Origin of the sequence: Pseudomonas schmalbachii (genome assembly GCF_017589465.1) — a bacterium.
GTDB lineage: Bacteria > Pseudomonadota > Gammaproteobacteria > Pseudomonadales > Pseudomonadaceae > Pseudomonas > Pseudomonas schmalbachii.
In genome coordinates, this window is record NZ_JAELYA010000008.1 from 40,150 (window position 1) to 61,765 (window position 21,616).

Consider the following 21,616-nt stretch of genomic DNA (forward strand, 5'->3'; position numbering starts at 1 on the left):
TCCTGAGGCTTGGCCGGCAGCTCGTAGGGCACGGCGTTGACCTTGTGGTACAGGCAGCCGCTGACCAGTGGCTGGTCGGGGTCGCCTTCGAGGAAGCTGACCAACACCTCCATGCCGACCCGCGGGATGGCGATGGCGCCGTAGCGGTCGCCGGCCCAACTCGACGACACGCGCAGCCAGCAACTGGTCCGCTCGTCGCCCTGGCCTTCGCGATCCCAGTGGAACTGCACCTTGATCCGGCCATACTCGTCGCAGTGGATTTCCTCGCCGGCGGGTCCGGTGACCACGGCGCTCTGGCTGCCGAGGATGCGCGGCTTGGGATGGGCCAGCGGGGGGCGGAAGATGGCGTCCCAGGGGGTAGCAAGGAAGCGGTTGCGGTAGCCCTGGGTGAAGTTGTTGTCAGCTCCCGCACTGGGCGAGGGGAATGTCGTGCCTTCTTCCAGCACCTGCGGCTGCTTGCCTTCGTGGATGACTTCCGTGAGCAGCCAGAGATCGTTCCACTCCGGGCGGGGATGTTGCTGCAGCGGCAGGAAATGCCCGCTGACCAGCAATGGCTGGTCGCTCTGCCCGTCGAGCAGGCGATAGTCGCTGCGGTGACGCTCCAGGGCGCGGCGGGCCAGGTGTTTGCCGCGCTCGCCGCTGGTGAAGCGGCCGGGATAATCGTAGTCCTCCAGGTCCGGCAGTGCCTCGCTGCGGGCCTGGCCTTGCAGGCGCAGGCGCGGTTGCTCGAAGTCGTAGTCGCGGCGGCTGACGCGGCTGCTGCGGGTTTCCAGACGCTGGCCGAGGCGCTTGATCACCGGGGTGTCGGCGACCAGTCCGCTGTCCTGCTGGTAAGTCACCGGCGCCAGTTTGGGGAACACCGTCTGGTCGTCGCCGAACACCAGTACATGGCCGCTGGCGCTGTGCCGGAAGTGGTAGTGGATGCCTTCTTCCTCGCACAGGCGCTGGATGAAGTGCAGGTCGGACTCGTCGTACTGGGTGCAGTATTCGCGTTCGGGATAGGCCGAGCCGAGCTGGAGACGGTAGGCGTCGGCGAGGATGCCGTGCTCCTCCAGCACCCGGGCGACGATCTGCGGCACCGTCAGTTGCTGGAAGATGCGCTGGTTGATGCGATGAGCGAGATAGGCCAGGCGCGGCACCAGGGTCAGACGGTAGCGGGTCAGGCGCCGGCTGGAATCGCCCTGGCCGATCTGGTGAATCTGCCCGTGGATGCCTGTGCCCGACGGCGACATGTACAGGAATGCCGACTTGTGCAGCAGGCTTTCCAGATCCAGATCGGGGCGCTCGCTGACCAGTTCGAGGTCGAAACGGTAGGGCTGGCTGATCGCTTCCCGGCCATGGAATTCGAGGACCTGCAGGTCATGCGCCAGGCCGTCGATGGTCAGGGTGAAATGGGCCTGGTTGGCGGGGTTGAACATCCTTGTTTCTCGCTCTTCAGTGCTTGCCGAGGCTGATCTTCAGCCGGCTCATGCGGTACTGCAGGGTGCGGCGGGGCAGTCCCAATTCCTGGGCTGCGTTTGCCTGGTTGCTGCCATTCCTTTGCAGGCATTCGATCAGCAACTTGCGCTCCATCTGTTCCAGCCGCTCGCGCAGGCTCTGGGGGCGGTCGTTGCCAGCTTTCTGCTCGTCGAAGGGGAAGTGTTCCGGCAGCAGGATGTTCCCTTCGCAGAGCAGTACCGCCCGTTCGACCAGCCCCTTGAGTTCGCGCACGTTGCCCGGGAAGGCGTGGCTCGACAGGCGGGCGAGCGTCGGCCCGGACCATTGGCAGGGTGGGCGCTGGAAGAAGGCGCAGGCCTTTTCCGCGAAGTGCCGGGCGAGCTGTGCGATGTCTTCGCCGCGCTGGCGCAAGGGGGGCAGCTCGATGGGGAACTGCATCAGGCGGTAGTAGAGGTCTTCGCGGAAGCGATCGTCGCTGACCAGTGCGGACAGGTCGCGGTGGGTCGCGGCGATGACTCGCACGTCGACCCGGTGCGTCTTGCTGGAGCCCAGCGGCCGCACTTCGCCATCCTGGAGAACGCGCAGCAGCTTGGCCTGGAGGGCAAGCGGCATGTCGCCTACCTCATCGAGGAAAAGGGTGCCGCCGTCGGCTGCGTCGAGCAGTCCCTGCCGGTCGCGGTCGGCTCCGGTGAAGGCGCCCTTGCGGTAGCCGAACAGCTCGCTTTCCAGCAGGTTCTCGGGAAGCGCCGCGCAGTTCTGCACGATGAACGGCCGGTTCCGCCGGGAGCCGCACTCATGGACCGCGCGTGCCACCAGCTCCTTGCCGGTGCCGGTTTCGCCGGTGATGAGGACGGTGCAAGGGGCGTGCAGGACCTTGCCGATCAACTGGCAGGTGCGGCGCATGGCCGGGCTGTCGCCGATCAGGCCATAGCCGCCGGGGCGCGCTACTGGAGCGGGCGCGGGGCTGTCCTGCTGTGGCGCCTGCAGTCTGCGCAGCAGGTGCAGCTGGCCGAGAACGAATGCTCCGAGCTGTCCGAGGCTGTCGGCCAGCCTCCGTAGGTCCCGCGGTTGCCGGCTGGCGCAGAGCAGGACGCCCTGCGGTGTTTTTCGCGGCCCCGGGAGCGGTATGCAGAGCAGGCTCCGCCAGGGTGTTTCCGTGGCCGGCAGGAAGCCGGTTTCATGCAGGCTGGGGTTGAGCTCGTCGAGGCTGATGATGCGGTTCTGGCACAGCGCGAACTGCAGGAGCTGGGCGTCCCGGTAATCGGCCGGCAGGGCGGTATCTGCAGCCAGTTGCATGTGTCCCAGATGGCTCTCCGCGCTCCGATGCAGGCAGGTATGGGTCGCGTCGAGCAGATAGAGCTGGACGAGCTCGCAACCGCTGAGCTCGGCGATCGCTTCGACGAACTTCTCCAGCAAGGCATGCGGATCGGACACCCCCGCCAACCCGGCATAGCGGTGCAGCAGCGCTTCGGCATAGCGCAGGGGCTGGGGGATCTGGGACAGCATCGAGCTCAATTCAGGCGACCTCGCAGACGATGCCGCCATCGGCGTCGAGACTGGCATGTGCTCGACTCAGGGTCTCCCCTCTGGCCATGGCGTCCAGCAGGTGGTCGGTGATCAGCGGCAGCAGGTGGTTGTCGAGCAGGTGGTCGATGAGCCGGGCGCCGCTTTCACCTTGCGTGCAGCGTTCGGCCAGATGATCGACCAGCCCCTGGCAGTGGCTGAAGTCCAGTTGGCGACAGGCCAGGCGCTGGCCGAGACGCTGCAGCTTGAGTTCGATCAGTTCGCGCAGGACCGCACCGCCCACCGGGTAGTAGGGCACCACCCGCATTCGCGCCAGCAGGGCCGGTTTGAAGTGGCGGCTGAGCGCGGGGCGAATGGCCTGCTCCAGCTCCTCGGCGTCCGGGCGCGCGTCGCCTGTGCAGAGCGTGGCGATGCGCTCGCTGGCGAGGTTGGAGGTCATCAGTATCAGCGTGTTGCGGAAGTCGATCTCGCGTCCTTCGCCGTCGTTGGCGATGCCCTTGTCGAAGATCTGATAGAAAAGGTTGAGCACATCCGGATCGGCCTTCTCGACCTCGTCGAGGAGGATCACGGAGTAGGGCTTCTGTCGTACCGCTTCGGTGAGCATGCCGCCCTCGCCATATCCGACATAGCCTGGCGGCGCGCCGATCAGGCGGGAGACGGTGTGCTTCTCCTGGAACTCGGACATGTTGATGGTGGTGAGGAAGCGTTCGCCGCCGTACAGCAGGTCCGCCAGGGCCAGGGCGGTTTCGGTCTTGCCGACCCCGCTGGGCCCCACCAGGAGGAATACGCCGACAGGCGCATCCGGCTTGTTCAGGCCGGCGGCCACGGCTCGCATCGCGCGGTCGAGGGCCTGGACCGCCTGGTCCTGGCCACGCACGCGCTGGCGCAGGTCTTCGGCGAAGCTGGCGACCCTGGCGTTGTGCTCGCGGGCCAGTTGCGCGAGCGGCACGCCGGTCCAGTGGCTGATCACTTCGGCGACCAGGCGCGGGCAGACTTCGAAACTCACCAGACGCTGCCTGGCCTGGGACTGGAGCAGGGCGACCTGGGCGGTATCCAGCTCGGCTTGCAGGGCCTGCGGATCTTCCCCGTCTTCGTCGCTTGCAGTGCGGGCCTTCGCCAGGCGTTGGCGCAGTTCGAGCAGATACCCGGCCTGCCGGCGCTGTTCATGCCAGAGTCCTTCCAGTTCGCCCTGCCTGTCGCGGGCCTCGGCCAGGCGCTGCTCCAGGGCGGACAGCGCCTCTTCGTCTATCGCCAGTCCGGCTTCGGCATCGCGGCGCAGGGCCTGACGCTGACGTTCACCTTCGGCCAGTTCGTTGCGCAGGTTTTCCAGGCTCTCCGGTGCTGCGGCGAGGCTGATGCGCACGCGGGCGCAGGCGGTGTCGAGCACGTCCACGGCCTTGTCCGGAAGCTGGCGGCCGGCGAGGTAGCGGGCCGAGAGTTCCGCTGCGGCGACTACCGCGTCGTCCCGCAGATAGATGCCGTGACTCTGCTCGTAGACTTGTGCCAGGCCGCGCAGGATGGTGATCGCCTCGGCGATGGTCGGTTCGTGCAGTTGCACGGGCTGGAAACGCCGCGCCAGGGCCGGGTCCTTCTCGAAGTACTTCTTGTATTCGCTCCAGGTGGTCGCGCCGATGGTGCGCAATTCCCCGCGTGCCAGGGCCGGCTTGAGCAGGTTGGCGGCGTCCGAGGCGCCGGCCTGCCCGCCGGCGCCGATCAGGGTGTGGGCTTCGTCGATGAACAGGACGATGGGTTGGGGCGAGGCCTTGACCTCGTCGATCACGCCCTTCAGGCGGCGCTCGAATTCGCCCTTGATGCTGGCGCCGGCCTGCAGCAGGCCGAGGTCGAGCGACAGCAGTTGCACACCCTTGAGGGCGTCCGGGACTTCGCCCTGGGCGATGCGCGCAGCCAGGCCTTCGACCACGGCAGTCTTGCCGACGCCGGCCTCGCCGACCACGATCGGGTTGTTCTTCCGTCGCCGCGCGAGGATGTCGATCATCTGGCGGATCGCCGCATCGCGACAGAGCACCGGGTCGAGCCGGCCCTCGCGGGCCTGCCGGGTCAGGTCGTGGGTGAAGCGCTGGAGGATGCCTTCGCCGGCCGCTGTTGGCGCAGACAACGGGGTTTCGGGTTGCTGGGCGCGTGCGTAGTCACGCAGGCGTGCGCAGTCGATCCGCGCCAGCAACTCCTGGTAGCGGCTGCCCGCATGGCGCAGTGGGTTGCGCAGCAGGGCCAGGATCAGCGCCGCCTGGTCGATATGGCTCTGCTGCAGTTCGAGGTTGGCGACCAGCAGGGCGTCCTGCAGCCACTGCACCAGTTCCAGGGAGAACACCGGATTGCGCGCCGACTCCTGCTCGCTGCGCGGTTGCAGGACGGCGGCCAGTTCCCCCGGCTCCACTTCGGCGTCCTGCAGGGCTCGGGCCAGCAGGCCTTGAGGACGCTCCAGCAGCGCCAGCAGCAGATCCTCGACGAGGACCCTGGCTCCGCCACGGGCGGCGCAGCGGCTGGCGGCGTCTTCGAGGTCGCGGCGGGTCAAGGCGTCCAGCGCCTGGACGAGTTGTTGCAGGTCGACGTTGATCATCTTCATCAATCCTTAATGAGTCGTGCTGCCGAGGACGACGATGCCGTCGGCATGTTCGGGGCCCAGCCAACTGGTCCAGCCCAGTCGGCATGGGTTGTCCTTGCCGATCCGCAGTTCGCGTATGGAGTCCCGGCGCAGTTCCAGGTGCAGGTCGTAGTCGAGCGGGTCGCGCAGCGTGAAACGCACCAGCGCGCGAAGCGGCTGGTGGCCTGCGCCGATCGGCAGGAAGTCGTGGAAGCGCTGCCAGTCGAGCTGGCGAATGTGAATGCGGAACTTGCCGCTGCGGTCGCGCACCTGCTCGCCCAGCACCAGTTCGTCACCCAGGCGGCTGCTGGCGAGGCCGAGACGATTGCTCTGCTCGGCGGGTATCGCCACCCTGCGCTCGATGCACTGTTCGATGAACAGCGCGGCGTGCTTGAAGTAGTAGCGCAGCACTGCCTCGATCAGCGCAGCCGAGTGGGCGCGCAGGCTGAGCAGGCCGAGATAGGGCAGCAGGCGTTTCCAGTTGAGCTCCTCGGCCTTGCGGATTTCTGCTCCGGCCAGGCCGATCAGGGCGAACAGCTGCTCCGAGAATGCGTCCGTTGCACCTTCCTGGAAGCGTACGCGGTAGCGGTACTTGTGCCAGATCGGCAGCAGCAGGCGTTGCAGGTGGTGGTGGAAGAGGTCGAGGAAGAGACGGGTCGGGTTTCCTTCTTCGCCATCGCCAAGTGCCTGCTCGCCGTAGAAGGCCGGCAATGGCGAACCGGATCCGCTCAGCCCGATCAGGTTGAGACGCAGGCAGGCGCGCAGCTCTCCGTCTTCCTCGAAGAACCGTACGCAGTCGATGTCGCTGCCGGGGAAGCCCAGGCTCGGGTTCGCCTGGAACTCCAGGCGCTCATGGAGCTCGTCCTCGGACAGCTGCGGATGTGCCTTGCGCAGGCGCTCGAGCACCAGCCGTATGCCCTGGAACAGCGAGTACTCGCGGATGCCCTGGCTGATGCGGCTCAGAGCAGGGGCTGCTGTCCCATGCGGGGCGTCCATTGGTAAACCTCTCCCTGGGCGCCCTTCACCTGCAGCTCGTGGTACGAGTTGAGGCTGGCGTAGAGCGCGAAGAATTCATTGAGTACCGAGGCGAAGACGAACATCTCGCCGTCGCCGATGTAGCCGTCCGGATCGATCGTCAGCTCGGTGCGCAGGCCGCGCAGGGGCAGGCCGCGATACAGCCGGTCGACAGCCTTGTGGCGGATCGACTTGAGACCGCCCAGCAACTGCTTGCTGACTCTGGCCGCATGCTGGTCGTAGTAGCGGGGGAAGTCGTAGGTCTCGAGGATCACCCGGAGCGCATCGACATTGGCCAGCGACAGGTAGTTGAGCGACATGTTGCTGATCAGCTTCCAGAGGAAGTCGCGATCCAGCGGAGGGGCATAGCTCGGCGTGGCTGGCGTGATGTTGCGGAAGCTCAGGAGTCCGGGGGTTCCCTCGCAGGGTTGGCAGATATCGCCCAGCTTCAGGCGCTGGGGCAGGTTCTGGTTGCTGCAGACGATCTCGACCGAGAGGGTCTCCATCTGTTCGACGGGGCGGTTGCCGAAGCTCAGGTAGGTGTCCAGGCCGCCGTGCAGCAAGGAGTTGCGCTGGCGGACGCTGAAGTGGGGACGAGGATTGGGCACGTCGAAGCTGCGGTCGTGCTCGAAGGACTCGAAGGGCACATAGTCCAGGTAGCCCTGGCCTCCCGCTTGCCAGCCGGTCACGCGCTCCACCGAGAATATCCCGCAGCGCTCCGGGGAGTGTTCGGCGGGGAGCAGCAGGTATTCGTCCTGCTTGCCGTCCAGCCGGATAGGCAGCGCATCGTGTCTGAACAGGTTGGCGACCGGCGTGCAGTGCAGCTTCAGGTTCTCTTTGGTCGGGCGCAGGCGCTGGATGCCGCTCTTGCGGATATCGAAACGCAGTTCCAGCCCGCGGGCCCGCTTGAGTTGTTCTTCCGGGATGCGCCTGAGCTGTTCGAGACCGGACAGTTCGACGAACTGGAACTTCTCCTGGAAGGCGAAGTACTCCTGCAGGTAGCGATAACCACGGAAGGTGTTCAGCGGATAGGGGATCAGCGCTTCTTCTTCGGCGAAGCCGACCGGTTGTACCTGCGCACTGTCCAGACGCACGGCCAGCGGCAGGTCATTGGCTGCGCGCAGCTCACGCTGCCGGTCATCCAGTGGCACCACTTCCACATCATGCAGATGGCGCAGCAGGCAGAGGTAGAGCGTCTGGCTGACATGGCGTTCGCCAGCGAGGTGGAAGCGCAGGCGATCCATTTCCAGTTCGCCGAGGTGGCCGTCGCAGCACATTTCCAGGCGCACGCTGAGCAGGGCCCCGTCGCCTTTCACCGAATAGCTCAGCGCCGTCAGGGCCAGCGGCAGCACCTGGGTGGGGAAGCAGGTGCGGAAGCGGCAGCGCACTCCGTCGATGGGGTTGCTTTCAACGGACGTCCCGCGTGGAACCGGCAATACGCCGGGGTGTGGCAATGGATCGAATTGCAGCATGCTGAATGCCGGCAGCGGCCGCATGTAGTTCGGCCACAGCAGGTGCATCAGCGAATGGGTCAGCTCCGGCAGCTCATCGTCGAGCTTCTGCCGCAGCCTCCCGGTGAGGAAGGCGAAGCCTTCGAGCAGCCGCTCGACATCCGGATCGCGCCCGCTCTGGGCAAGGAGCGGCGCCAGCGCCGGGCTGCGCTCGGCGAACTGCCGGCCCAGTTGGCGCAGGGCGCTGAGCTCGCTCTGGTAGTAGTGGTTGAAGGACATCGGCTTTCCCTACTGGACCCTGACCTGACCGCTGCCATCCAGGCGTGCGGAAAAGCGGGTGTGCCGCTTGAGCCCGTCGATTTCCAGCATCCCTTCGATGGCGAAGGCCAGATTCAGCGGATCGTGATTGCGAGGCAGCGATACGACGCGCACCTGGGAGAGGCGCGGTTCGTAGGCTTCGATGAAGCGCTCGATGGCGCTGCGGGCCTGGCTCAGCGAGTCGTGCAGGCTCAGGCGCATGTCGTTGAGATCGGGCAGGCCGTAGTCGGGCAGCGTCTGCACGCTGCCCGCACGGGTGCTGAGCATCTTCGCCAGGTGGGCCGCCACCGAGGCCGTCACGGCTATCTCGCGGCTCCAGCCGGCACGTTTGCCGGCTTCGCCGCTCAGGCGCTCGAACAGGCTGCCGTATGCGCTCATCGCTCAGCCCTCGGCTCACTCTTTATCGAGCTTGCCGACCAGCGACAGCGTGAAGTCCGCCCCCATGTACTTGAAATGCGGGCGCACGCTCAGGGTGACCCGGTACCAGCCCGGTTCTCCCTCCACATCGCTGACCAGTACCTGTGCTGCGCGCAGCGGGCGACGGCTGCGTACCTCGGCGCTGGGGTTCTCCTGGTCGGCGACGTACTGGCGAATCCACTTGTTCAGTTCCAGCTCCAGGTCGGTGCGTTCCTTCCAGGCGCCGATCTGCTCGCGCTGCAGCACTTTCAGGTAGTGCGCCAGGCGGTTGATGATGAACAGGTACGGCAGCTGGGTGCCGAGCTTGTAGTTCAGCTCCGCGGTGCGGCCTTCCTCGCTGATGCCGAAGAACTTCGGCTTCTGCACCGAGTTGGCGGAGAAGAACGCCGCGTTGTCGCTGCCCTTGCGCATGGTCAGGGAGATGAAGCCTTCTTCCGCCAGTTCGTACTCGCGACGGTCGGAAACCAGCACTTCGGTCGGGATCTTGGTTTCGATCTCGCCCATGCTCTCGAAGTGGTGCAGGGGCAGATCCTCGACCGCGCCGCCGCTCTGCGGACCGATGATGTTCGGGCACCAGCGGAACTTGGCGAAGCTGTCGCTCAGGCGGCTGGCGAAGGCATAGGCGGTGTTGCCCCACAGGTAGTGTTCGTGACTGTTGGCCACGTTCTCCTTGTAGACGAAGGTCTTCACCGGGTTTTCTTCCGGGTCGTACGGGGTGCGCAGCAGGAAGCGCGGTACGGTCAGGCCGACATAACGCGAGTCCTCCTGTTCGCGGAAGCTTTGCCATTTGGCGAATTGCGGGCCTTCGAAATGATCCTTGAGGTCCTTCAGGTCGGGCAGGCCGGTGAAGCTTTCCAGGCCGAAGAACCGGGGACCGGCGGCAGCGATGAACGGCGCGTGGGACATGCTCGCCACGTTGGAGACGTACTGCATGGTCTTGATGTCCGGCGCGCTGGGGTCGAGGTAGTAGTTGGCGATGATCGCGCCGACCGGCTGGCCGCCGAACTGGCCGTACTCGGCCGTATAGATGTGCTTGTAGAGGCCCGACTGGACGACCTCCGGGGAGTCCTCGAAGTCTTCCAGCAGGTCCTGCTTGGAGACGTTGAGGATTTCGATCCTGACGTTCTCGCGGAAGTCGGTGCGGTCCACCAGCAGTTTCAGGCCCCGCCAGGAGGACTCCAGTGCCTGGAATTGCGGGTTGTGTAGGATTTCATCCATCTGCTGGCTGAGCTTGGCGTCGATCTCCGCGATCATGCGGTCGACCAGCGCCTTCTTTACCGGTTCGTGCTGGTTCTGCGGTTTCAGCAGTTCCTCGATGAAGGCCGAAACGCCGCGCTTGGCGATGCCATAGGCCTCGTCGTCCGGCGTCAGTCGGGTTTCCGCGATGATGCGGTCGAGAATTCCCCCTTCGGCGAGGGTGCTGCTGTGTTCGCGGGCGGTGCTGGTAGTCATTCTCTGGGCTTCCTTTTCCTGGCTGTCAGGCATCCTGGGTGGGTTTGGCGTCCAGGCCGAGCTCGCCCAGTACGCGGTTCCGCGAGTCGTCGTCGGCCAGTACGCTTTCGATGGCCTTGCGGAAGGCCGGGGCATTGCCCAGCGGGCCTTTCAGGGCGACCAGCGCGTCGCGCAGTTCCATCAGCTTTTTCAGCTCCGGTACCTGCTCGACGAGATTGGCGGGGTTGAAGTCCTTCATCGAGTTGACCTTCAGGCCGAGGGCCAGGTCTTCGCCGTCGTCGCCATCCTGGAGCCGGTTGGGCACGCTGAGGGTGAGCTGCAGTTCCTGCTTGGCCAGGACTTCGTCGAAGTTGTTCTTGTCGATGCCGATCGGTTTGCGGTCCTCGACCTTGGTCGAGTCCTCACGCTGGGTGAAGTCGCCCAGGACGAGCAGCTTCAGGGGGAGTTCGATTTCCTCCTGGGCATTGCCCGTCGCGGGCTTGAAGGTGACGTTGATGCGCTCCTTGGGGGCTACCGAGCCTTCTTTCTTGGCCATTGCATTTCTCCTTTGCGGTGATGTCCGGTGGGCTAGTCGAGCACCATCTCGAGGTCGAGATGGCACAGCCTTCGGTGGATTTCGTCCTTGTGCTCGCGCACCACATGGCTCTGCGGCAGCAGCTCGCAGCAGTTGTAGAGCAGGTGCAGTACTTCCAGGCAGAGATCGGGTTCCCATTGCTGCAGGCCGGATTTCTGCAGTTCACGATCGAGGGCATCCAGCTGGGTCTTGGCCAGCTCGTATTTCTTCGCGTGATGACAGAGACGGGCCAGGCCGTACTGCCAGAAGAAGCGCTGGCGCCCGCCGGTGGCGTACTGCAGGCCCTGCTTGAGGTGTTGCACCGCGGACTTGAGGCCGTCCTGGCGCAGTATCGAGAGGGCTTCCTGCAGCCCTTGTTCCCACGGCGCCTGGGTATCCCGGACGGGTTCTGCCCGGGTGTTGCCGTGGGGTTGGAGATGGGGCATGACGCGGCTGCCGATCCAGTTGCGGGTCTCGGCGTCGGCGAACGGGCTGCCGTCATGGAAGCGCAGATCGACCAGCCCCGGCAGCCGCTGGAGGAGCAGCGCGAAGTGAATTTCCACTTCGCGCATGGCGCTTTCGGCGTTCAGTTCCAGCAGGCATTCCCAGGCGATGCGTTGCCCGTCGAACCAGAACGGAGCGCGGGTCAGGCTGCTTTCGACGTCGACCAGCAGATCGGGGTATTGGCCCCTGTCGAAGCGTTCCCGATAGCTGCGCAGCTTGTCCGTCGGGAGGCTGCGCAGGGCGGTGATGTGGTCGGCGTTGTGCTCGGGCAGGCTGTCGATCGGCAGCCACAGCAGGGTTCGGTTCAGGCGCAGGGCGCGCGAGTCAGTGGCTTTCTGCTGCAGCCACCAGGCGCACAGGGGACGGGCATTGTCCTGCAGGGCGCGCAGCGTCTTGTGGGCATCCCGCTCGTTGTCGATGGCGCTGCTGGCACTGATGATCTGGCTCGCCGCCTGTTTCACCTGGGCCACCACGGCGCCCACGCTGCCGGGTTCGGGCTGGCCTGCGGTGGCGCGCTGGATCATTTCGTCGAGGCGGCGGCAGATTGGCAGGAGCAGCGGGGATTCCTCGCCCAGATGGCGGGAAAGGCAGTCGTCCATGCCGCGCAGGTGTGCGGAAAGCTGGCGGAAAAGGGGCAACTGGTCCTTGATCGCCAGGTTTTCCGCCATGACCTGTTCGAGGCGGGGGATCAGCCAGTTGATCGCCGCCGCGCGGGTTCTGTCCTTGCGGGGGTGGAGCTGCTCCCAGTGGTGTTCGCAGAGGTGGTGCAGCAGGCCTGCTCCAGCCAGCAGGCCGGGAAACGACTCGCACTGGTGCAGCGCCCAGCAGAGCCATGCGGCAACGCGCAGGTCCCTCGACTGGTCGCGGAGAATGGCTTCGCTGCCTTCCCGCACCCGTTGCCAGTCGATCTGCCCGCTGTTGTGCAGGGTTGTGGCCTTGGCCAGTTCGTCTTCCAGCGTCTCGTACGCGCTGGAATAGCGAACGTCTTCACCGGCGAAGTCGTTTGCGGAAACGGGCCTTCTCGCCAGTTCAAGGTAATGGGCTGTCAGCTTGCTCGAGTAAGTCATCCGTGGCGTTCATTTCAAGCGTTTATTGCTTGGCGAAGTGCTGATTTCCAGTTGTGTGGTGAATGTTCCATTTCACCCGTGGTTGTTACTTCGTGACTTTCTACGATCGGGAATACGCAAGGACTTGCGCGAAGTATCGTACTGGGTGGCGGATATTAGGTTTCTCTATTTTTTGCCACAAGAAGCCCACTCTCTAATTGTGATGTCGGTTCACGAGTATCCTGAAGTGGTACGTCGCCAGGCTCGATGGGCACTGGCTTGGCGCGGATGTCTTTCTTTATTGCTAAATGGTGATTGGGTATTCGGGGGTATTTCGGAAGTCTCTGATTCTTACAGTTGTTGTTGATAATTGAATAAGAGATTTCTGGCAGTTTGTATGATATTTCTTATTTATTTCCTGTAGACGCCGGCATGGCTACCCATATCGACTTTATATTCCAGGAATAAGTGGGCGCTTCGGGATTGTTATTCCAGCGGGGCGGGTCGAGTTTCATTTGTGCCGGCCTGCGCGCGAACACGTCGCTCGAACAGGGAGAGATCGAGAGCTGCGGCCAACCTTCCCCCGGTGCCGGCGCGTCCGGGGTGGGGACGGGGCACCGAGGCTGGGCGGCGGGAGCCGCGACGCAGGGGGAGGAGAAGCGACCTTGTCTTGTGGACAAGGTCGTACCACGGTCCTTCGAGGGGTACCTGACAAGTCGCCCGAGGGATGCGAGGCGGCACCACGATAGAAGCTGGCCATGGGCCGGTCAATCGGTAGGTCGACGGACTGTTCGATATTCGACCAGGCGGTTCGAGCCCATGCCACCTGCCTGCCGCGGCCTGTGCCGCGTCAGGGCTGCCATCCGGACGCAATGGCGGGGATTCTATCTTGCCGTGGCAGGAGCGGCGGGAGCGTGCCTGCTACGCTTGCATAGCGAACTATGCATCGCCGGCGGCACCGTGTCTGCTCGGCGTGTCGATAGACTTTCATCGGGTCGGGCCATAAAAACAGGCTATGGGTGGTCTGATCTATAGTGGAGCCAGTCACGTGACCGGGAGGTTTGCATGAAAGCCAATCTGCCCTCTGAGTTGCTGTCCCTGCAGTTGCCGTTGCGCATCCGCATCGGCGAGGCCCAGGCGTTCGACCTCGGGCCGGACCCGCAGGTGACGATCGTCGTACGCGACCCGACGCTGCTGACGGAAATCACCCGTCCCAGCCTCGATCTGCTCGGCCGTGCCTATGTAGAGCAACGCATGGACATCGAAGGGCCGATCGGCGCGGTGATCGCCATGGGGGATGCGCTGACCGCCGCGCTCGCGCCGGATGACGGCAGCGGCGACTACTCGCGCAGGAGCCATGACAAGGCCACCGACGCCGAAGCCATCCGCTACCACTACGACCTTTCCAACGACTTCTACCAGCTCTGGCTCGACCCGGAGATGGTCTACTCCTGCGCCTATTTCGAGACCGGCCAGGAAGACCTCGCCACCGCCCAGCTGGCCAAGCTCCGCCATCTCTGCCGCAAGCTGCGCCTGAAGCCGGGTGAGCGCCTGCTCGACGTCGGCTGCGGCTGGGGCGGGCTGGCGCGGCTGGCGGCGCGGGAGTTCGGTGTCGAGGTGCTGGGCATCACCCTCAGCGAGGAGCAGCACAAGCTGGGGCGCGAGCGGGTGAAGGCCGAGGGACTGGACGGCAAGGTCACCATCGAATTGTGGGACTATCGCGACCTGCCGCGTGACGGCCGCTTCGACAAGGTGGTCAGCGTCGGCATGTTCGAGCACGTCGGCCACGCCAACCTGGGCATCTACTTCCAGCATCTGTTCGATGCGGTGCGCCCGGGTGGCCTGGTGATGAACCATGGCATCACCTCGCGGCATACCGATGGCCGGCCGGTGGGGCGCGGTGCCGGCGATTTCATCGACCGCTACGTGTTCCCCCACGGCGAGTTGCCGCATCTGGCGCAGGCCGTGGCGTCGATGAGCGATGCCGGTCTGGAAGTGGTGGATGTCGAGAGCCTGCGCCTGCATTACGCGCGCACCCTGGACTTCTGGAGCGCGGGACTGGAAGCGAACCTGAAGAAAGCTGCCACGCTGGTGTCCGAGCAGGCGCTGCGCATCTGGCGCCTGTACCTGGCCGGCTGCGCCTACGGCTTCAGGCACAACTGGATCAACCTGCACCAGATCCTCGCCACCCGGCCGCATGCCGATGGTTCCCACGAACTGCCGTGGAGCCGCCGCGACATCTATTCCTGATCCGCCACGAACGAAAGGGCGACCGTGCCGCAAGGACGGTCGCCTTTTTCATGGCTGCGCCCTGCGCCAACTGCTCGACGCCACCGCATCGTGGGCGTGCAGGCTTTCCGCGTGGATCACCGTCAGCCTGAAACCCACTAGCTCGTCGCGCGCGGCCAGGGCCTGGTGCAGGCGCCGGGCGGCGTCCTCGCAGAACATCAGGTTCTGCCCGTTGGCGAGGGCGAATGCCTGCTCGTCGGCGCGTTTCACGGCGGTCTGCAGCGCGGTGCCGAGGCAGGCTTCGGTGCTGTCGATCAGCGACTCCAGCGGCAGGTCTGCCAGGTCCGGGGCCAGTTGCACATGCAGGTCCGCCGTACTGCGCTGGCTATGCGGCGTGGCGACGATGCCGTCGCTGCTGCCGAGCCAGGTACGGACTTCCGTGTGATCGAGGGCGCGCCCGCCGAAGTCGCTGTCGAAGCGTGCCTGGATCAGTTGCCGGGCCAGCGCCGCGGAGCAGGGGCAGGTCGAGGAATAGGCAACCTGCAGGCGCAGTTCGACTTTCAGCACATCGCCTTCGAGGCTCGCGTGGAGTTCGCAGGGATAGCGCTTCCAGCCGCTCAGCGGGCTGACCAGCGCGGGGCGGCGCAGCAGCGCGTCGAAACCCAGGCGCAGGCTGGCGCGATTGGAGAGTCCCGCGTGACTGGCGAGGAACGCCTGCAGCACCTCGCGCAGCAGGACCGGCGTCAGCTCGTGGTTTTCCAGTTGGCCGAGGGCCAGGTACAGGCGCGACATATGGATGCCGCGCGCGCTGGCGGCATCCAGGCTGACGCCGGCGTCGGCCAGTGCGCTGGTGCGCTCGCCGGCAAGGCGGATCGGCACGGCGATGCCCTGCATGCCTACCCAGTCGAGGGCGATGGGGGTGATGGTGGTCTGGCTGGCGATATCCGGGAGGGGGAATGCGGTCATGGTGTGGCGTCGTTGGTTTGCTGTTTTTGAATTGTTATAATATAACATCAAAAGACGCTGCCGGAGACCGTCGTGACCGAACAGGAACTGCTTGCCCAACCCGCCTCCGCCTACATGAGCGACGAGCAGCAGGGTTATTTCCGCGATCTGCTGCTGGAACAGCGGGATGTCCTGCGCTCGCGCATCGAGGGTGAGTTCGGCGAGTTGCGCGACGACGACCGGCCCAGCGACGAGGCCGACATGGCCAGTCGCGAGGAGCAGCGGCAATGGCAATTGCGCCTGCTGGAAAGGGAAAAGCGCCTGCTCGACAAGATCGACCACGCCCTGGAGCGCCTGGCCCGTGGCGAGTACGGCTGGTGCGTGGAAACCGGCGAGCCCATCGGCCTGCGCCGCCTGCTGCTGCGACCGACCGCGACCCTCTGCGTCGAGGCCAAGGAGCGCCAGGAACGGCGCGAAGTACACCTGCGCGAACCCTGATGACCAACGAGAACACGACCGTGAACCAACGCCTCCCCGTTACCGTGCTGTCCGGCTTCCTTGGCGCCGGCAAGAGCACGCTGCTCAACCATGTGCTGAAGAACCGCGAGAACCGCCGGGTGGCGGTGATCGTCAACGACATGAGCGAAATCAACATCGACGGCAGCGAAGTCCAGCGCGACGTCAGCCTGAATCGCGCGGAAGAGAAGCTCGTCGAGATGAGCAACGGCTGCATCTGCTGCACCCTGCGCGAGGACCTGCTGGAAGAGGTCAGCCGGCTGGCTCGCGAGGGGCGCTTCGACTACCTGCTGATCGAATCCACCGGCATTTCCGAGCCGCTGCCGGTTGCCGAGACCTTCACCTTTCGCGATGACGCGGGCCGCAGCCTGTCCGATCTGGCGCGGCTGGATACGATGGTCACGGTGGTCGACGGGCTGAACTTCCTGCGCGACTTCCAGGCGGCGGAAAGCCTGGCCAGCCGCGGCGAGACGCTGGGCGAGCAGGACGAGCGCTCGATCACCGACCTGCTGATCGAGCAGGTGGAGTTCGCCGACGTCATCCTGATCAGCAAGATCGACCTGATTTCCAGTGCCGAGCGTGAGGAGCTGACCGCCATCCTGCGCGGGCTGAATGCCGAGGCGGAGATCCAGCCGATAAGCATGGGGCGAGTACCGCTGGAGAAGATCCTCGACACCGGCCGCTTCGACTTCGAGCGCGCCGCCCAGGCGCCGGGCTGGCTCAGGGAGCTGCGTGGCGAGCATGTGCCCGAAACCGAGGAATACGGCATCGCCTCCCGCGCCTATCGCGCACGCCGGCCGTTCCATCCGCAGCGCTTCCACGAGTTCCTCTCGCGCAGCTGGGACAACGGCCGGCTGCTGCGCTCCAAGGGCTTCTTCTGGCTGGCCAGCCGGCCGAGCGAGGCGGGCAGCTGGTCGCAGGCCGGCGGGATGGCGCGGCATGGTCATGCCGGACGCTGGTGGCGCTTCGTGCCGAAGGAGGACTGGCCGCAGGACGAGGACGGAGTGCGCGCGATCATGCGCAACTGGCAGGCGGAGTGCGGCGATTGCCGTCAGGAACTGGTGTTCATCGGCCAGGGCATCGATTTCGAGCGGCTGACTGCGGAGCTCGACAGCTGTCTGCTCGACGACGAGGAAATGCGCCTGGGGCTGGAGGGCTGGCGGCGGCTGGGCGATCCGTTCGAAAGCTGGTCGGAGCCGTCGTAGGTTGGGCTGAGGCACGAAGCCCAACGACCCGGCGCGGTGGTTGCTGGTGGTTGCTGATGTTGGGCTTCGCAAGCTCAGCGCCAACCTACGGGGCGGACCTTTACGGTTTCTTCCACTCGCCGTGGCTCTGGCTTTCGCAGAATGGCGCGAGGAAGCGCGCGTCGCTGGCCACGCCGTAGTAGTGGATGTCCTGGCGATAGGGCATGTTCGTCACCTGGGCGTTGTGGCAGATGCCGAAGGCGCCCGGCGGGCAGCTTTCGGCGAAATCCACCTCGACTTTCTGGCCCTGCAGCTGCGGCTGGCAGAAGCCTTCGCGGAACAGCTTGGCCGGGATGCTGCGGTTCTGCTGGCAGACCTTCACGTCGACGTCCTTGCCCTGGCTGTGCACCACGCAGGCTTCGCCGTGGGCGAGCAGGGGGAGGGCGGTAAGCAGGAAAAGGGCCGGCAGGCGCATGGGCAATGGGTCCGCGTTGATGGAAGGGGCGACTCTAATGCTTTTCCTGGCACTCGTCAGGCGGCACCATAGGCCGATGCTCACTCAGATCCCCACCCATGTGATCGGCGGCCCGTTGGGCGCCGGCAAGACCAGCCTGATCCGCCATCTGCTCGGCCAGCGCCCCGCGGGCGAGCGCTGGGCGGTGCTGGTCAACGAATTCGGCCAGGTCGGCCTGGATGCCGCGTTGCTCAGCAGCGATGCCGATGGCGTCGCCCTCGGTGAAGTCGCCGGCGGCTGCCTGTGCTGCGTCAACGGCGTGCCCTTCCAGGTCGGCCTGTCGCGCCTGCTGCGCAAGGCGCGGCCTGATCGGCTGTTCATCGAGCCCTCCGGTCTTGGCCATCCGGTGCAGTTGCTGGCGCAGTTGCAGGCGCCGCCGTGGCAGGGCGTACTGGATGTACAGCCGGCGTTGCTGGTGCTCGACGCGGCCGCGCTGGCCGCTGGCGCCGTGTTGCCGGATAGCCAGCGCGAAGCGCTGGAACAGGCGGGGCTGGTGCTGCTGAACAAGGCGGAAGGTCTGAATGCCTCGGTTCGCGAGCGGCTGCAGGTGCAGATGCCGGACCGCCCGCTGCGCTGGACCAACCGCGGCTGTCTGCCGATCGAGGAATTGCCCGGTTGGCAGGGCGCGAGCAGCCCCGTAGCCGGGGAGCTGCCGTCGCCACGGGATGAGGTGGTGCCTTCGCTGCTGCTGCGCGACCAGCCGCTGCGCCAGATCCACGTCGAGGAAGGTCGCCAGGCCATTGGCTGGCGTTTCCATCGCGACTGGTGCTTTGACCGGAATGCGCTGGATGCCTGGCTGGCGCAGCTGTCCGGGCTGCTGCGGGTCAAGGCGGTGGTGCATTGCCAGGAGGGGTGGCTATCCTGCAACCGGCTTTCCGCCGAGGGGGCATGGCAGGTCAGCGCCTGGCGGCGGGACAGCCGTATCGAGCTGATATTCGACGGCGAGCAGGATGCACAGCAGTTGCAGGATGGACTGCTACGCTGTGCGTTCATTCCGGGCTGACGGGATGAGGTTGCCCTGATGGCCTTTGGTGAATGATAATAATTATCAGCAGATAGTGCTTCGTGCCAACACTTCGCAGGCTTTCCCATGTCTTCATCGCATTCTCGCTCGTCAGCGGGCGCCGCAGTTGCCGCGTCCGCTGAGGCCCTCCTGTCGCCCCCCGCCGCCGGGGACGAGGGCCTCACGCTGCCCTGCGTGAATGCCCAGCGGGTCAACGAGGCCACCCTGCGCGTGGTGAGTTGCCAGGGCGGTCGCCGCGATGAAGAGGTGATTCCTGAAGAACTGGTGATCCCCTATGCCACCCCGGTGGAAGGCGTGGAAGAGGGCGATGATCCGAAGCGCCAGGGTGGCTGGGCGAAGAGTTCCGTCCTGGCCGTCGCCATGCATGTGGCTATCGTCGCCGGGCTGGTCTGGGTCGCGCCGACTCCCAGCGAGCTCAACCTCGGCCATGGCGAGATGCCCAAGGCCATGCAGGTGAGCTTCGTCCAGTTGGAGAAGAAGCCCGACCCAGTCCCGCAGCCGCCGGCCGCCGCGCCCGAGCCGGTGCCCCCGCCGCCGGAACCGGAGCCGCCGAAGCCGGTCGAGCCGCCGAAACCGGTGGTGGAGAAGCCCAAGCCGAAACCCAAACCGGTGGAAAAGGCGGTGCCCAAGGTTTCGCCGAAACCCAAGCCGAAGCCCAAACCCGAGCCGGACCCGGAACCGGTGCAGGAGACCTCCGCGCAGCCGACTCCGCCCGCTCCGCCGCCACCACCCGCGGCCCCGGTGGTCGGACAGTTCACGCCGGGCGCGCAGTCCGCGCCGACCGGTTCGCAGGGGCCGGCCGGCCTGCCCACCGGCAGCCTGAACGACAGCGACATCAAGCCGCTGCGCATGGACCCGCCGGTCTACCCGCGCATGGCCCTCAGCCGTGGCGTCGAAGGCCGCGTGAAGGTGCTGTTCACCATCACCAGCGATGGGCGTATCAACGATATCCAGGTACTGGAGTCGGTGCCGTCGCGGATGTTCGACAACGCCGTGCGCGTGGCCATGCAGAAGTGGCGCTTCGAACCGCGCGTCAGCGGCGGCCGGATCGTCGCGCGCAAGGCGACCAAGGTGTTCTTCTTCAAGTTGGAAGGGCGGCGCTGAGCCGATCGTCCCGGAATACGAAAACCGCGCCCTGGGCGCGGTTTTTGTTTGCAACGACGTAGGTTGGCGCTGAGCGTAGCGAAGCCCAACATGAGCCCGGCAGTGGCACCATTGGGCTTCGCTACGCTCAGCGCCAACCTACGGTGATCAGCTCCAGTGCTTCGCGCGGGCCGCCGATGGCTATCCGCGCGGGCACCGCGAGCATCAGGTTGTGCGACAGGCCGAAGGCCTCCAGCGCGTTGCCGTCGCGGTCATGGCCGGCCTCGCCCAGCCATTCGGGATGCTCGCGGCGCAGGCGTTCGGCATAGTCGCCGGTCGCGCCGACATAGCCATACAGCGGCTTGCCGAGGGCGGCGGCGTAGCCCAGTTCGAAGCAGGTACCGCTGTCCGGTTCGCTCCCGCGGAAAGCATCCAGGTTGGCCAGCAGGCAATCGGCCTCGGCGATCAGGGCGATATTGGCCTGGTAGATCCATCGGGCCCGCTCGTGGCCGTCGGCGATCTCCTCCGGCACCGCACAATCCAGCGGATAGAGTCCGTGGAAACCGAACTCCGCGCACAGCGCCTTGAGCCTTGCGCCGTGCTCCATGGCATCCGGACGGAACACGTCCGGGCCGGCCAGGTAGATCTTCAGCATCGTTACAGTCCGAGAATGGTCAGCATGAGGAAGGTGGCGAACAGCACGAAGTGTGTCATCCCCTCGATGGCATTGGTCTTGCCGTCGTGCAGGTTGAAGCCCGCGACGATCAGAGTGATGAACATCATGCCGGTCTGCAGCGGGGTCATCGCCATCTGGATCGGCTGATCGCGGAACAGTGCCAGTGCCTCGATCACCGGCACGGTGAGGATCACCGTCGACAGCGAGGCGCCGAGGGCGATGTTGACCACCGGCTGCATGCGGTTGGCCAGCGCGGCGCGCAGCGCGGTGAGGATTTCCGGGCTGGCGGAGATCGCCGCCACCAGCAGCGCCGGCAGGATCGGCGGCACGCCGCTGCCTTCCAGGCCGACGTCCAGCGCCTTGGACATCACCTCGGCGAGTGCGCCGATCAGCACCACGCCGGCCACCAGCAGCGCCATCGACTGCCGGCTGTTGCCATGCTCCCCATGGGTATCGTGCGGGTCGCCGTGGGTGGCGTAGTTGTAGGCGAAGAAGTAGCTGTGCTGGCCGGTCTGCATGCGCAGGAACAGGCCGTAGAGCATCACCATGCAGCCGATGGTGAACACCGAATAGTGCTTCCACAGCGGCGCCGGGATCAGTTCCGGGATGACCATGGAAATGCCCACGGCGGTGAGGATCATGGTCACGTAGGTTTTGCCGGAGTCGTCGTTGTAGGACTGCTCGCCGTGCTTGAGGCCGCCGAGCAGCGCGGCGAGGCCGAGGATGCCGTTCATGTCGAGCATCACCGCCGCGTAGATGGTGTCGCGGGCCAGGGTCGGCGAGTGGTTGTGGCCCATCATGATGGCCAGGATGACCACCTCCACCAGCACCGCAGCGAGGGTCAGGATCATCGTGCCGTAGGGCTCGCCGACCTTCTCCGCGAGGATTTCCGCGTGGTGCGCGACGCGCAGCGAGACGCCGATGATCGCCGCCAGCAGCACCGCCGCGACCGCCCCGGCGACGGTCTTGCCACCTTCCAGCAGGCTGTGTTCCAGCGGATAGACGATGACCGCGAGGAGCAGGGCGACGAGGAGGAATTTTTCCTCTCTGAGCAGGCGCAGCATAGGGCGGGGTCCATTCCGGAAGGGCAACGATCATCTTAGCGGCACACGTAGGTTGGCGCTGAA

18 protein-coding genes and 1 pseudogene are annotated in these 21,616 nt (G+C 65.6%); 5 read left to right on the forward strand and 14 right to left on the reverse strand.

Annotation, left to right across the window (positions count from 1 at the left end; all coding sequences use genetic code 11):
• Positions 1 to 14: 14 nt before the first annotated feature.
• From JFY56_RS19250 to JFY56_RS24745, 10 genes and pseudogenes are all read right to left on the reverse strand, one after another.
• Positions 15 to 1,418: pseudogene (locus JFY56_RS19250) on the reverse strand (type VI secretion system Vgr family protein); the annotation flags it as partial.
• A 16-nt stretch (positions 1,419 to 1,434) separates the two neighbouring features.
• Positions 1,435 to 2,943: a sigma 54-interacting transcriptional regulator gene (locus tag JFY56_RS19255; protein WP_208315663.1), complete on the reverse strand. Its 1,509-nt coding sequence runs from the start codon at positions 2,941 to 2,943 to the stop codon at positions 1,435 to 1,437.
• 10 nt (positions 2,944 to 2,953) lie between these two features.
• Positions 2,954 to 5,545, reverse strand: coding sequence for a type VI secretion system ATPase TssH (tssH, locus tag JFY56_RS19260; RefSeq protein WP_208315664.1), 2,592 nt, complete (start codon positions 5,543 to 5,545; stop codon positions 2,954 to 2,956).
• A gap of 6 nt (positions 5,546 to 5,551) precedes the next feature.
• Complete coding sequence (gene tssG, locus JFY56_RS19265) at positions 5,552 to 6,559, reverse strand: type VI secretion system baseplate subunit TssG (protein ID WP_208315665.1); 1,008 nt, start codon at positions 6,557 to 6,559, stop codon at positions 5,552 to 5,554.
• The gene (gene tssF, locus JFY56_RS19270) at positions 6,523 to 8,307 is read right to left on the reverse strand and encodes a type VI secretion system baseplate subunit TssF (protein ID WP_208315666.1); all 1,785 of its coding nucleotides are present in this window, start codon (positions 8,305 to 8,307) and stop codon (positions 6,523 to 6,525) included. The genes tssG and tssF overlap by 37 nt, the downstream gene beginning before the upstream one ends.
• A 9-nt stretch (positions 8,308 to 8,316) precedes the next feature.
• Complete coding sequence (gene tssE / locus JFY56_RS19275; protein ID WP_208315667.1) at positions 8,317 to 8,724, reverse strand: type VI secretion system baseplate subunit TssE; 408 nt, start codon at positions 8,722 to 8,724, stop codon at positions 8,317 to 8,319.
• 15 nt (positions 8,725 to 8,739) lie between these two features.
• Positions 8,740 to 10,215, reverse strand: a complete 1,476-nt coding sequence (tssC, locus tag JFY56_RS19280; protein WP_208315668.1) for a type VI secretion system contractile sheath large subunit — start codon at positions 10,213 to 10,215, stop codon at positions 8,740 to 8,742.
• A gap of 25 nt (positions 10,216 to 10,240) precedes the next feature.
• Positions 10,241 to 10,750, reverse strand: a complete 510-nt coding sequence (gene tssB, locus JFY56_RS19285; protein ID WP_208315669.1) for a type VI secretion system contractile sheath small subunit — start codon at positions 10,748 to 10,750, stop codon at positions 10,241 to 10,243.
• 32 nt (positions 10,751 to 10,782) lie between these two features.
• Positions 10,783 to 12,339, reverse strand: coding sequence for a type VI secretion system protein TssA (gene tssA, locus JFY56_RS19290; RefSeq protein WP_208315670.1), 1,557 nt, complete (start codon positions 12,337 to 12,339; stop codon positions 10,783 to 10,785).
• A gap of 100 nt (positions 12,340 to 12,439) precedes the next feature.
• Positions 12,440 to 12,529 (reverse strand): COX aromatic rich motif-containing protein, encoded by a 90-nt coding sequence (locus JFY56_RS24745; RefSeq protein ID WP_208315671.1) that lies wholly within the window; start codon positions 12,527 to 12,529, stop codon positions 12,440 to 12,442.
• Positions 12,530 to 13,383: 854 nt separating this feature from the next.
• On the opposite strand from JFY56_RS24745, the gene cfaB reads away from it, so the two are divergent.
• Positions 13,384 to 14,568, forward strand: coding sequence for a C17 cyclopropane fatty acid synthase CfaB (cfaB, locus tag JFY56_RS19300; RefSeq protein WP_208315672.1), 1,185 nt, complete (start codon positions 13,384 to 13,386; stop codon positions 14,566 to 14,568).
• A 48-nt stretch (positions 14,569 to 14,616) separates the two neighbouring features.
• Here cfaB and folE2 read toward each other — a convergent pair whose 3' ends face one another.
• On the reverse strand, positions 14,617 to 15,513 hold the full coding sequence (gene folE2 / locus JFY56_RS19305) for a GTP cyclohydrolase FolE2 (RefSeq protein WP_208315673.1): 897 nt from the start codon (positions 15,511 to 15,513) through the stop codon (positions 14,617 to 14,619).
• A 72-nt stretch (positions 15,514 to 15,585) separates the two neighbouring features.
• Here folE2 and dksA point away from each other — a divergent pair, with 72 nt between their 5' ends.
• Together dksA and zigA are read left to right on the forward strand one after the other, a co-directional pair.
• Positions 15,586 to 15,990 (forward strand): RNA polymerase-binding protein DksA, encoded by a 405-nt coding sequence (dksA, locus tag JFY56_RS19310; protein WP_208315674.1) that lies wholly within the window; start codon positions 15,586 to 15,588, stop codon positions 15,988 to 15,990.
• Between the two features lie 20 nt (positions 15,991 to 16,010).
• Complete coding sequence (gene zigA, locus JFY56_RS19315; protein ID WP_208315675.1) at positions 16,011 to 17,213, forward strand: zinc metallochaperone GTPase ZigA; 1,203 nt, start codon at positions 16,011 to 16,013, stop codon at positions 17,211 to 17,213.
• A 100-nt stretch (positions 17,214 to 17,313) separates the two neighbouring features.
• Here the strand turns inward: zigA and JFY56_RS19320 are convergent, their stop codons facing one another.
• Entirely contained in the window at positions 17,314 to 17,667 is a 354-nt protein-coding gene (locus JFY56_RS19320; RefSeq protein ID WP_208315676.1) for an NADH:ubiquinone oxidoreductase, read from the reverse strand.
• A 76-nt stretch (positions 17,668 to 17,743) separates the two neighbouring features.
• Between JFY56_RS19320 and JFY56_RS19325 the strand changes: the two genes are divergently transcribed.
• Positions 17,744 to 18,709, forward strand: a complete 966-nt coding sequence (locus tag JFY56_RS19325; protein ID WP_208315677.1) for a CobW family GTP-binding protein — start codon at positions 17,744 to 17,746, stop codon at positions 18,707 to 18,709.
• An 87-nt stretch (positions 18,710 to 18,796) separates the two neighbouring features.
• Positions 18,797 to 19,834, forward strand: coding sequence for an energy transducer TonB (locus JFY56_RS19330; RefSeq protein WP_208315678.1), 1,038 nt, complete (start codon positions 18,797 to 18,799; stop codon positions 19,832 to 19,834).
• Positions 19,835 to 19,961: 127 nt separating this feature from the next.
• On the opposite strand, the gene JFY56_RS19335 is transcribed toward JFY56_RS19330, so the two are convergent.
• Both JFY56_RS19335 and JFY56_RS19340 read right to left on the reverse strand, forming a co-directional pair.
• Entirely contained in the window at positions 19,962 to 20,468 is a 507-nt protein-coding gene (locus JFY56_RS19335) for a nucleoside 2-deoxyribosyltransferase (protein WP_208315679.1), read from the reverse strand.
• Positions 20,469 to 20,470: 2 nt separating this feature from the next.
• The gene (locus JFY56_RS19340; protein ID WP_208315680.1) at positions 20,471 to 21,553 is read right to left on the reverse strand and encodes a calcium:proton antiporter; all 1,083 of its coding nucleotides are present in this window, start codon (positions 21,551 to 21,553) and stop codon (positions 20,471 to 20,473) included.
• Positions 21,554 to 21,616 lie beyond the last annotated feature (63 nt).

Excerpts from the sequence above, each read along its gene's own strand:
- JFY56_RS19325 (WP_208315677.1), top strand. The coding sequence starts at position 17,744 with ATGCTCACTCAGATCCCCACCCATGTGATCGGCGGCCCGTTGGGCGCC.
- tssG (WP_208315665.1), bottom strand. The coding sequence starts at position 6,559 with ATGGACGCCCCGCATGGGACAGCAGCCCCTGCTCTGAGCCGCATCAGC.
- tssF (WP_208315666.1), bottom strand. The coding sequence starts at position 8,307 with ATGTCCTTCAACCACTACTACCAGAGCGAGCTCAGCGCCCTGCGCCAA.
- cfaB (WP_208315672.1), top strand. The coding sequence starts at position 13,384 with ATGAAAGCCAATCTGCCCTCTGAGTTGCTGTCCCTGCAGTTGCCGTTG.
- JFY56_RS19320 (WP_208315676.1), bottom strand. The coding sequence starts at position 17,667 with ATGCGCCTGCCGGCCCTTTTCCTGCTTACCGCCCTCCCCCTGCTCGCC.
- folE2 (WP_208315673.1), bottom strand. The coding sequence starts at position 15,513 with ATGACCGCATTCCCCCTCCCGGATATCGCCAGCCAGACCACCATCACC.
- tssH (WP_208315664.1), bottom strand. The coding sequence starts at position 5,545 with ATGAAGATGATCAACGTCGACCTGCAACAACTCGTCCAGGCGCTGGAC.
- tssA (WP_208315670.1), bottom strand. The coding sequence starts at position 12,339 with ATGACTTACTCGAGCAAGCTGACAGCCCATTACCTTGAACTGGCGAGA.
- JFY56_RS19255 (WP_208315663.1), bottom strand. The coding sequence starts at position 2,943 with ATGCTGTCCCAGATCCCCCAGCCCCTGCGCTATGCCGAAGCGCTGCTG.
- JFY56_RS19335 (WP_208315679.1), bottom strand. The coding sequence starts at position 20,468 with ATGCTGAAGATCTACCTGGCCGGCCCGGACGTGTTCCGTCCGGATGCC.
- tssB (WP_208315669.1), bottom strand. The coding sequence starts at position 10,750 with ATGGCCAAGAAAGAAGGCTCGGTAGCCCCCAAGGAGCGCATCAACGTC.
- JFY56_RS19330 (WP_208315678.1), top strand. The coding sequence starts at position 18,797 with ATGTCTTCATCGCATTCTCGCTCGTCAGCGGGCGCCGCAGTTGCCGCG.
- tssC (WP_208315668.1), bottom strand. The coding sequence starts at position 10,215 with ATGACTACCAGCACCGCCCGCGAACACAGCAGCACCCTCGCCGAAGGG.
- tssE (WP_208315667.1), bottom strand. The coding sequence starts at position 8,724 with ATGAGCGCATACGGCAGCCTGTTCGAGCGCCTGAGCGGCGAAGCCGGC.
- JFY56_RS19340 (WP_208315680.1), bottom strand. The coding sequence starts at position 21,553 with ATGCTGCGCCTGCTCAGAGAGGAAAAATTCCTCCTCGTCGCCCTGCTC.